This window comes from Patiriisocius sp. 208BN25-11, assembly GCF_058147145.1.
Window position 1 is genome coordinate 1 of record NZ_JBYVJY010000146.1, and the last position, 235, is coordinate 235.

The 235-nt window shown below is 39.6% G+C and carries 1 protein-coding gene; it reads right to left on the reverse strand.

Annotation, left to right across the window (positions count from 1 at the left end; translation table 11 throughout):
- Positions 1–17 precede the first annotated feature (17 nt).
- A partial coding sequence (locus ACY2RS_RS15920; RefSeq protein ID WP_490099629.1) for a hypothetical protein occupies positions 18–235 on the reverse strand: 218 nt, incomplete at its 5' end.

Sequence of the window (235 nt, forward strand, 5' to 3'; positions counted from 1 at the left end):
ATGTCCTGTTGCATTTCCTAAGAAAAACCAGCCCACGCCTTTGCTGTAAACAGGGGTGCATTGTCATCACACACCGCATCTACATTTGCATTTCCTTCTGCTGCAAATACTTTGATTAGTTCTGAAATATGATATGCTTTGTTACCGTGTCTGCAATACCAACTATTTAATAACTCGGTGAAAATCCATTGGGTCCATTTATAGTATTCCGGATTTGAAGTACGTACTTCTCTAC